Annotated in this window: 8 protein-coding genes; all 8 read right to left on the bottom strand. The window is 56.8% G+C overall.

What is annotated here, in order from left to right; translation table 11 throughout:
• Nucleotides 1-137: 137 nt before the first annotated feature.
• Nucleotides 138-1,097, bottom strand: a complete 960-nt coding sequence (locus tag ACFPPD_RS12275) for an ABC transporter permease (RefSeq protein ID WP_209750338.1) — start codon at nt 1,095-1,097, stop codon at nt 138-140.
• A gap of 1 nt (nt 1,098) precedes the next feature.
• Nucleotides 1,099-2,175 (bottom strand): ABC transporter permease, encoded by a 1,077-nt coding sequence (locus ACFPPD_RS12270; protein WP_209750339.1) that lies wholly within the window; start codon nt 2,173-2,175, stop codon nt 1,099-1,101.
• Nucleotides 2,172-3,716 (bottom strand): ABC transporter ATP-binding protein, encoded by a 1,545-nt coding sequence (locus tag ACFPPD_RS12265; protein ID WP_209750340.1) that lies wholly within the window; start codon nt 3,714-3,716, stop codon nt 2,172-2,174. Before ACFPPD_RS12265 ends, ACFPPD_RS12270 begins: the two co-directional genes overlap by 4 nt.
• A 25-nt stretch (nt 3,717-3,741) precedes the next feature.
• Entirely contained in the window at nt 3,742-4,833 is a 1,092-nt protein-coding gene (locus ACFPPD_RS12260; RefSeq protein ID WP_209750341.1) for a BMP family lipoprotein, read from the bottom strand.
• A gap of 78 nt (nt 4,834-4,911) precedes the next feature.
• Nucleotides 4,912-5,736: a purine-nucleoside phosphorylase gene (locus tag ACFPPD_RS12255; RefSeq protein WP_209750342.1), complete on the bottom strand. Its 825-nt coding sequence runs from the start codon at nt 5,734-5,736 to the stop codon at nt 4,912-4,914.
• Nucleotides 5,737-5,796: 60 nt separating this feature from the next.
• Nucleotides 5,797-7,098: a pyrimidine-nucleoside phosphorylase gene (locus ACFPPD_RS12250; RefSeq protein WP_209750343.1), complete on the bottom strand. Its 1,302-nt coding sequence runs from the start codon at nt 7,096-7,098 to the stop codon at nt 5,797-5,799.
• A 49-nt stretch (nt 7,099-7,147) separates the two neighbouring features.
• Complete coding sequence (gene deoC / locus ACFPPD_RS12245; protein ID WP_209750344.1) at nt 7,148-7,822, bottom strand: deoxyribose-phosphate aldolase; 675 nt, start codon at nt 7,820-7,822, stop codon at nt 7,148-7,150.
• A gap of 19 nt (nt 7,823-7,841) precedes the next feature.
• Nucleotides 7,842-8,798: a sugar-binding transcriptional regulator gene (locus ACFPPD_RS12240; RefSeq protein WP_209750345.1), complete on the bottom strand. Its 957-nt coding sequence runs from the start codon at nt 8,796-8,798 to the stop codon at nt 7,842-7,844.
• Nucleotides 8,799-8,990: the final 192 nt, after the last annotated feature.

Genomic DNA, 8,990 nt, shown 5'->3' with positions numbered 1-8,990 from the left:
AAAAGGCGACTTTTCATCCAATAAATGGGATGAAAAGTCGTCTTTTCGTTTAATCATTATTTCTTACTTCGAAAAATCGTAAGTTCTTCAGTGGCCTCGACATTGCCCGATGGGGATTTTTCTGTCTAGAAGCTCCGCTAACGTTTCCCTTGGTAATACGGTTCGCCGAGAGCGCCTGGCGCCCTCGAGCGTCCGACTGCGCCGACGAGCACGAGGATCGTCAGGACGTACGGCAGCATGTAAATGAATTCCGAAGGAATATGGGACGAGAAATCGAACAGTTGCAGCACGTTGTTGATCGACTGCGCGAAGCCGAAGAAGACGGCCGCGCCCATCGCCCCGAGAGGATTCCACTTGCCGAAAATAACGGCAGCCAGCGCGATAAAACCTTGCCCCGAGATCGTATTGTGCGAGAACGTTCCCGTCGTCGTAAGCGCGATCGTCGCTCCGCCCATTCCGGCAAGCAAGCCGCTCAGCAGGACGGCCGTATAGCGCATGCGAAGCACTTTGATGCCGACCGTGTCCGCCGCGCTCGGATGTTCTCCGACGGCGCGCAAGCGCAGGCCGAACGTCGATTTGTACAAGACGTAGAACACGATGCCGACGAGGATAATCGCCAAATAAGTCGTCGGGTAAGCGTTAAAGATGCCGTCCCCGATAATCGGTATTTCGGATAATCCGGGAATTTCCCACTTGTGGAACGTCTCGTCCACGAGCGATGTTTCTCCGGCTCCGTCGAACAGCTGCTTCACGAGATATAACGTAGAGCCCGTCGCGATGAAGTTAATGACGATGCCGCTGACGACCTGGTCCGCGCGGAAGGTGATCGTCGCCACCGCGTGGATGAGAGCGAATAACACTCCGAACAAGGCGCCGGCGATCAAGCCGATCCAAGGGGAGGCTGCGCCGTACCCCGCTTCTTCCGCCCGGAACGCGGAGACGGCCGAAGCGAACGCGCCCGCCGTCATCAATCCCTCGAGGCCGATGTTGACGACGCCCGAACGTTCCGACAAGATGCCGCCGAGAGCGGCCAAGATCAAGGCGGTCGAGAAGACGAACGCCGTATTCAACATGTTGCCGAGCGTTGCGATATCCATCTTAGACCGCCTCCCCCTTGCTTGGCTTGCGTTTGAACTTCTTCATTCCCCAGCGGATTATGCCCGGCGCCGCGACGAAGAAAATAACGGAGCCGATGACGATGCGGATGATTTCCGGCGGCACGTCCGCGCCGAAGCTCATGCCGGCCGCGCCGTAAGAGAGCGTGCCGAACAGAATCGCGCCGAGCAGCACGCCGATCGGATTGTTGCCGCCGAGCAAGGCGACCGCGATGCCGTCGAACCCGTGGCCCGTCGTTCCCGCCGCTATCGCTTGGTTCATAAACACGCCAAGCACTTGGAACACGCCGGCCATACCCGCGAGCGCGCCGGAGATGAACATCGCCTTGACGATACCGGCGTTTACGTTAATGCCAGCGTACTGCGCGGCGTCGGCGTTGGAGCCGACGACACGCAGCTCGTACCCCTGCTTCGTTCTGAACAGGAAGGCATAGACGAAAATAACGGCCAGAAGCGCGAAGAACATACCCCAGTGGACGCGGGCGTCGTCGAGTAGCCGAGATAACCAGCCGATCGTCACCTGCGCGTTCTCGTCGACAATGTAGGAGCGCCCTTTGCCCTCTTCGAGCAAGAACCTTCTGACGACGTAGTTGGACAAATGCAACGCGATCCAGTTCAGCATGATCGTCGTGATGACTTCGTTGACGCCTCTCGCCGCTTTGAGATAGCCGGCGATCATGCCCCAGATGCCGCCGACGAGCGTGCCGACGACGATCGCCATCGGAGCGTGAATATACCAAGGCATGTGAAGGTTCACGCCGACGAACGTCGCTCCCGTCATGCCCATAATGTATTGGCCTTCCGCGCCGATATTGAACAAGCCGGTGCGGAACGCGAACGCGACCGATAGTCCCGTGAACACGAGCGGCGTAATCGCCGTCAGCGTCTCGCCGAAGTCGTACGGATTACTGAACACTTTTTCGAACAAGGAACGATAGGCGAGTATCGGGTCGTATCCGCCCAACCACATGATAACCGCGCCGACGATCAGACCGAGCAAGATGGCAATGAGAGGAACGACCGCGGAATCTTTCGTGAACGCTTTGATGAGCTTATTCAATTTTCCGGGCCTCCTTGCGGCGCTTTATAGTCCGTCATCATCATGCCGAGCTGCTGGTCGTTCGTGTCCGACGGTTTGACTTCGCCGACGATGCGCCCTTCATAGATGACCGCGATGCGGTCTGACAGTTGCATGATCTCATCGAGCTCATAGGAGACGAGCAGGACGGCTTTACCCATGTTGCGCTGCTCCACGAGCCGCTTATGGATGAATTCGATCGCTCCGACGTCTAGTCCTCGCGTCGGTTGGGCGGCGATCAGCACTTCCGGGTTTTTATCGACTTCCCTCGCGATGATCGCTTTCTGCTGGTTGCCCCCGGATAATGCCCTCGCTTCCGACATGATCGACGGCGTGCGCACGTCGAACTCCTTCACGAGGCGTTCGGCGTGTTTCTCGATTTCCGGGAAGTTCAGGAAGCCGCCTTTGGTGTAAGGAGCCTGATAATACGTTTCCAGCACCATGTTCTCGCGAACCGGGAAATCCAGGACAAGTCCATGCTTGTGACGGTCTTCCGGAATGAGAGACAGGCCGGCTTCGGATATTTTCCTCGTCGGCTTGCCCGCGATTTCTTCCCCGGCCAGCTTGATCGAGCCTCCGGATACGGAACGCAAGCCCGTCAACGCTTCGATCAATTCGCTTTGACCGTTACCCTCGACGCCCGCGATGCCGAGAATTTCTCCGCGTCGCAACACGAACGACGTTTCGTTCAGCGCGTGCAGCCCGCCTCTGCCCTTCATGACGAGACGATCCACTTCAAGCACCGGATCGCCGATGACGGCGTCCTTTTTATCGAACTTAAGCGATACTTCCCTGCCGACCATTTTTTCGGCCAGCATGTTCGGGTTCGTCCCTGCGACCGGCAAGCTGTCGATCACTTTGCCGCGGCGCACGATCGTAACCTTATCCGCGATCGCGATGATTTCCTTAAGTTTGTGGGTGATCAGAATGATCGATTTGCCTTGTTGAACGAGATTTCTCATGATAACGAGAAGTTCCGCGATTTCTTGAGGCGTCAATACGGCGGTCGGTTCGTCGAAGATGAGAATGTCGGCGCCGCGATAGAGCGTTTTCAGTATTTCCACGCGTTGCTGCATGCCGACGGAAATGTCGTCGATCTTCGCGTATGGATCGATATTCAGTCCGTATTGCTTCGATAGCTGCCCGACCTTCTCGTAAGCGAGTTTTCGGTCGATCGCCAGTCCCATCCATTTTTTCGGTTCGCTGCCCAGGATAATATTCTCCGTAACGGTAAAAGGATGCACCAGCTTAAAATGCTGGTGCACCATCCCGATACCTAGTTTGATCGCTTTGTTAGGGCCGTCGATATCGACTTTCTGCCCGTTTACGAAGATTTCCCCTTCTTCTGGCTGATACAGTCCGAACAAAATGTTCATCAACGTCGATTTGCCAGCGCCGTTCTCGCCGAGAAGAGCGTGAATCTCGCCCTTGCCCAGCGTGAACGTAACGTTGTCATTAGCGACGATGCCGGGGAAACGCTTCGTAATGTTCCGCATTTCTACGACTGTTCTCGCCTGTTCCATGATAGCACCCTTTATCGGTTATTGATTATTGGGCAGTAGGTACCGTGATTTCGCCGCTAATGATTTTTTGCTTGTACTCTTCGACTTTGGCAAGAATGTCCGCAGGCACGTTTTTGGAAGACGTGTCAGGCAAGCCTACCGCGTTGTCTTTCAAGCCGAGCGTCGTGATTTTGCCGGCAGGGAAGCTACCGTCGATCATTTGCTTGGACACGCTGTATACCGCTTCGTCGACGCGTTTCATCATGGACGTAAGCGTAACGTCGTCGCCGAATTCGAGGGATTGGTCTTTGTCTACGCCGATAACCCATACTTTCTTGTCCGCCGCAGCCGATTTGTTGCGTTCTTTCGCTTCGTTGAACACGCCGTTGCCCGTACCTCCGGCAGCATGGAAGATGATGTCCGCGCCGTCGTTGTAGATGGACGCGGCGGCCGCTTTGCCGAGGTCGGCTTTGTCGAAAGCGCCCGTGTAGATTTTATTGATCTCCGCGTTAGGGTTAACCGCTTTGACGCCGGCTTCGAAACCGAGGTCGAAACGTTTGATGACCGGAATATCGATGCCGCCGACAAAACCGATTTTGTTCGTTTTCGTCATCAGGCCGGCAACGACGCCGACGAGGAACGAGCCTTCGTTTTCCGCGAACGTGATGGAAGCGACGTTAGGCGCCTCGACGACGTTGTCGATGATCGCCAATTGCGCGTCCGGGTTTTTCGTTGCCGCGTCTTTAACCGCGTCGCCCATCAGGAAGCCGATGCCCCAAGTGAGGTTGTATTTCTCGCGAACGAATTGATTGATGTTCGTCAAGTAGTTCGTCGCTTCTTTGGATTCGAGATAATCTACCGTTGCGCCGTGTTCTTTCTCCAGACGCTGCAGCCCTTCCCAAGCGCTTTGGTTAAACGATTTGTCGTTAACGCCGCCTACGTCGGTAACCATGGCGAACTTGAAGTCTTTGCCGCTCGTGTCCGCGGAAGCGGATGGGCTAGCGCTCGCGGAAGCGGTCGGGCTTGCGCTCGGGCTGGCGGCGCCGTTATTGTTGTTGTCGTTCTTCGATCCGCAAGCCGTCAGGGCCAGGGAAGCCACGAGCATGACGCCCGTTAAAATCTTCGTCGTTTTTTTCATTCGATTTCTCTCCTTCAAATAATGTTTGTATGGATGTGTTGCATGAAAACCTATACGGGTTGTCTACATTGGCCGCCGTTACGGCAGCCGGGCGACGATTTCCTTGACGAGCGCGATAAACCGCGGCTTCGTCCGGTTCGCCACCTCGATGACTTGCTCGTGCGTAAGCGGTTCGAGTTCCTCGCCGATCGCCATGTCCGTCACGCAGGAAATGCCGATGACCTTCATTGCCATATGACTGGCGACGATGACTTCGGGAACGGTCGACATGCCTACCGCGTCTCCGCCGAGCTTGCGAAGCATCGTCAATTCCGCCGGCGTCATGTAGGCGGGACCGCTAATGCCGGCGTATACGCCTTGCTGCACGTCGATGCCTAGAGATAACGCGATTTCCTTGACGAACGAGAGCAATTCCGGCGTATAAGCCCGGCTCATGTCCGGGAAGCGCGGCCCGAGCGTCGGCTCGTTCTCGCCGATCAGCGGATTGGCCCCCGTCATGTTCAAGTGGTCGGAGATCAACATCAGATCGCCGGGCTTGAAATTCGGATTCATCCCGCCGCAGGCATTCGAGACGAACAAGTAATCGACTCCGAGCGCCTTCATGACGCGGACGGGAAACGTCACCTCTTGCATCGAATAGCCTTCGTAATAATGGAACCGCCCCTGCATCGCGATTACGGCTTTGCCATGAAGTCGGCCCGCTACGAGCTGGCCGGCATGTCCTTCGACCGTCGACACCGGAAAATGCGGTATCGTCGCGTAAGGGATGCGAACAGCGTCTTGAATGTCGTTGGCGAGTTCGCCGAGCCCCGAGCCCAAAATGAGTCCGATGCGAGGCTGAACGTCGATCTGGGATAGAATGCGTGTTTTCGCCTCTTCCATTCTTTGAAGCAACTGGCCCATTTTTCTACTCACCCCCTTCAAAGTATACCCTTTGATCTTCAATGCCTGTCCGCCATTCTTCTATTTTACTTCCCCCACGATGAGGGGCGAAGGCGTAACCCGTTGATCGTCGATGCGGATGGAATCGTAAATTTTGGCGATCGCCTCGTCTACCGATTCGCCGTTCGCGTGAATCGTGGCTAACGATTGTCCCGCTTCCACTCGTTCCCCGACCTTCTTGTTCAGGACGATGCCGACCGCCAAGTCGATCGTAGACTCCTTGGTCGCGCGGCCCGCGCCGAGCAACATCGCCGCGACGCCCATGTTCTCGGCCGCGATAGACGCCACGTACCCGGATTGCTTCGCGGGCACTTCGAACCGGTGCTTGGCCGAAGGCAGCTTCTCCGGTTCGTCGGCGACGGAAGCGTCGCCGCCTTGCGCCTCGAGAAACGTCTTGAACTTATCCAACGCTTTCCCCGACGAGATCGACTGTTCCAGCATCGAACGGGCTTCTTCCTTATCGGTCGCGACGCCTGCCAGCACGGCCATATGGCTGCCGAGCGTCAAGCAAAGCTCCGTCAAGTCATCAGGTCCGACGCCCTTCAGCGTATCGATCGCTTCCCGTACTTCGAGCGCGTTGCCGATCGCGTTGCCTAGCGGCTGGCTCATGTCGGATAGGACGGCGACCGTCCTTCTGCCGACCCTGTTGCCGATATCGACCATGCATGCCGCCAGCTCTTCCGCTTCGGACATCTCTTTCATGAAGGCGCCGTCGCCGGTTTTGACGTCGAGCACGATGGCGTCCGCCCCCGAAGCGATCTTCTTGCTCATGATCGAGCTCGCGATAAGCGGGATCGAATTGACTGTCCCGGTCACGTCCCTGAGCCCGTAAAGCTTCTTGTCCGCGGGCGTCAGCTTGTCGCTTTGCCCGATGACGGCAAGGCCGTTCCGGTTGACGAGATCGATGAATTGACCGTTGTCGATCTCGACGTGAAAGCCGGGCACCGATTCGAGCTTGTCGATCGTTCCGCCCGTATGCCCGAGCCCGCGACCCGACATCTTGGCGACGGGCACGCCGATCGAGGCGACAAGCGGTGCCAGCACGAGCGTCGTCGTATCGCCGACGCCGCCCGTGCTATGCTTGTCGACTTTAACGCCTTCGATGCCGGACAAGTCGATCGTCTCTCCCGAATGCACCATGGCCATCGTCAAGTCGGCTCTCTCGGAAGGCGTCATCCCTTTGAAGAAGATCGCCATCGCCATCGCCGACATTTGATAGTCCGGAATCGAACCGTCCGTATACCCCGCGATCAAAGCGTCGATTTCTTTCTTGCTTAGTTCGCCGCCGTCGCGTTTTTTCGTGATCAAATCGACCGTTCTCATGTCTCTCTATGCCTCCCCGCGTTTCGCTTGCCTCGAATACCGGATTCCATCAATACCCTTGGCCGACGCCGCCCGTCACGATCGCGATGGAAGAACTCGCGCCGAGGCGGGTCGCACCCGCCTGGATGAGCTTGCGAGCGATGTCCAGATCGCGTACGCCGCCGGAAGCTTTAATGCCCATGTCCGGACCGACGACGTGACGGATGAGCGCGATGTCGTCCACCGTCGCTCCGCCCGTCCCGAACCCGGTGGACGTCTTGACGAAGTCCGCTCCGGCTTCTTTGCAGAGCAGCGACGCTTGCCGCTTCTCGTCGTCGGACAAGTAACAAGTCTCTATGATGACTTTCACTTGGGCTTTGCCTTTACAGACGGCGACGACCGCTTCGATGTCCCGCTTGACGGCATCCGCCGACCCGGACCTCAAGGCGCCTACGTTCAGCACCATATCGATTTCCGTCGCGCCCGCTTCGATCGCGTCCGCCGCTTCCGCCGCTTTGATCTCCGTCCGGCTCGCCCCGAGCGGGAATCCGATGACGGTCGTCAAGCCGACGCCGCTGCCCGCGAGTTCGGCCGCCGCCAGCGGCACCCAATATGGATTCACGCATACGGTCGCGAAACCGTACTGCTTCGCTTCCATGCACACTCTCTTGATTTCGGATGCCGTGCTGACGGCCGCGAGCAGCGTGTGATCGATCATCGATGCGATTTGTTCCGGTGTATTCATGATCACTTCTCCTGTTGGTCTAGTTTTTTGACTGGTCTAATTTTTTGAGCAGGGCTTTGGCCGTGATTTGATCGGTGACGAGCGTATTGCCGTATTTTCCTTTCAGCGCGCCGAAGATGGCGTTCACCTTCGACGCGCCTCCCGCGACGAGCACGGAGTGCTCTTTCGTCCGGAGATCGGCGAGCTCGATGCCGACCGTCCGCTCGTCGAGGCTTGGTAGGCAGATGTCCCCGTTCGCGTCGTAATAACGGGAGCAGATGTCGCCGACTGCTTTGTTCTTGATGATCTCCAGTTCGTCTTCGCGGAAATAATTCGAATTGATGAGAACCGAGTCGGGCGTCGGCGATCCCGCGGTGAACACCGCGATGTTCGCCCCTTTGCCGATGTCCATCACGCGCCGGATATGCCGGTCCGTCATCATCGACTGCTTCACGAGAATGTGGTCGACAATGGCGGGCAAGTACATGAAATAAGGAGTCACGTTAAAAGCTTTGCCGAATAAATGAACGATTTCCGACGGGGAGATGCGAACGTCCGCGTCGCTTACGCCGCCGTTCAACTGAACGACGAACGAGTTGGCGAGCGTCTTCGGCTTCAGTTGCAGGGCGACCTGATACATCGTCGACCCCCAGGAAGCGCCGATCGTGTCGCCGTCCTTGGCGATATCCGTCACGTAAGCCGCCGCGGCCTGGCCGATGTATCTTTTGACGATATTCTCTTCGTATGTAGGAGTAAACGCGACGATCACGTTTTTCAGCTGGAACTTATCCTTCAGCAACTTTCTCAGCACTGCGACGTCTTCCGTCGGATCCTTGATCTCGATCGTGACGATGCCTTCGGCTTTCGCCTGCTGCAGCAGCCTCGAGACGGTCGGGCGGGATACGCCGAGCGCGTCGGCGATCTCGTTCTGGCTATAATCGAGCTGGTAATAAAGCTTCGCCGCTTCAATCACTTTTTTAATTTTGTCGTTATCCAACAAAAGTCACACCACTCACGCTCGGGATTTTTGAAATTCTGTTCATTCATGGTGAAATTTTGTTCTCTTATCCGCTATTATAATGGATTATAGCATTCCGCGCTACCGCAAAATGCATGCAAACAAACGTACGGCCGATGCTCCCCGAGAGATCGGCCGTACGTTTGTTCATGCCGGCAGAACCGGCCAAGC

Origin of the sequence: Cohnella suwonensis, from assembly GCF_042655365.1 — a bacterium.
Taxonomy (GTDB): domain Bacteria; phylum Bacillota; class Bacilli; order Paenibacillales; family Paenibacillaceae; genus Cohnella; species Cohnella suwonensis.
This window is presented reverse-complemented; position numbering and strand designations above follow the sequence as displayed.

What these genes read in the sequence shown, in the direction of transcription:
- deoC (WP_209750344.1), bottom strand. Translation starts at nt 7,822, where the DNA reads ATGAATACACCGGAACAAATCGCATCGATGATCGATCACACGCTGCTC.
- ACFPPD_RS12275 (WP_209750338.1), bottom strand. Translation starts at nt 1,097, where the DNA reads ATGGATATCGCAACGCTCGGCAACATGTTGAATACGGCGTTCGTCTTC.
- ACFPPD_RS12255 (WP_209750342.1), bottom strand. Translation starts at nt 5,736, where the DNA reads ATGGGCCAGTTGCTTCAAAGAATGGAAGAGGCGAAAACACGCATTCTA.
- ACFPPD_RS12265 (WP_209750340.1), bottom strand. Translation starts at nt 3,716, where the DNA reads ATGGAACAGGCGAGAACAGTCGTAGAAATGCGGAACATTACGAAGCGT.
- ACFPPD_RS12250 (WP_209750343.1), bottom strand. Translation starts at nt 7,098, where the DNA reads ATGAGAACGGTCGATTTGATCACGAAAAAACGCGACGGCGGCGAACTA.
- ACFPPD_RS12260 (WP_209750341.1), bottom strand. Translation starts at nt 4,833, where the DNA reads ATGAAAAAAACGACGAAGATTTTAACGGGCGTCATGCTCGTGGCTTCC.